At 63.1% G+C, this 578-nt stretch carries 1 protein-coding gene; it reads right to left on the reverse strand.

All coding sequences use genetic code 4. The features are described 5' to 3' along the window. The coding region (locus tag FJM08_RS08590) for a class I SAM-dependent methyltransferase (RefSeq protein ID WP_211331349.1) at positions 1 to 578 on the reverse strand (578 nt) is incomplete at both ends.

Raw genomic sequence — 578 nt, forward strand, 5'->3', positions numbered from 1 at the left:
CAACCGACAAGCGCTATTGCATCAACTCCATTTCGCTGCGCCTGGTCCCCGGTAGCGTGTAGCGCCGAGATTGACGTTTTGCAGACGCCCTCTCGCACTTTCACTGCAAAACGTCAGTCTCGGTGAAAGTCAGTCCACCCGGGTGGCGTGCACTTCCCAGAACGGGGCATGTACGCGGCCGCCCACCAGCCACGGCTTAATCGCCCGGAACCGCTCCAGCACGCCACTTGATCGGCCATATCGGGATTGCGCGCGGCCATCAGCTCTAGGGCCTCGACGCTCAAGTTGACCTGGTAGGTGGTCGTCCCCAGGTAGGTGATCTCCCAACCGCCGACCGGAAGCACCTGGCGAAAATCGTCCTCGGACAACGACCGCGGCATGCTGAACCCGTTGACGTTGTGCTCGCCGAATTCGAACATGTACAGCCGTGCACCCGGCTTGCTGGCCCGGCGCAGCGCCCGCACATAGCACCTTTGCAGCTCGGGCGCGGTGCTGAAGGTGTGGTAGAAGGCGCAATCGACGACGGTGTCGAACCGGCCGTCCAGCCCGTCGAGCGTGGTGGCATCGCCGACCTGGAA

The organism is Metamycoplasma equirhinis (assembly GCF_006385185.1).
GTDB lineage: Bacteria > Bacillota_I > Bacilli_A > Mycoplasmatales > Metamycoplasmataceae > Metamycoplasma > Metamycoplasma equirhinis.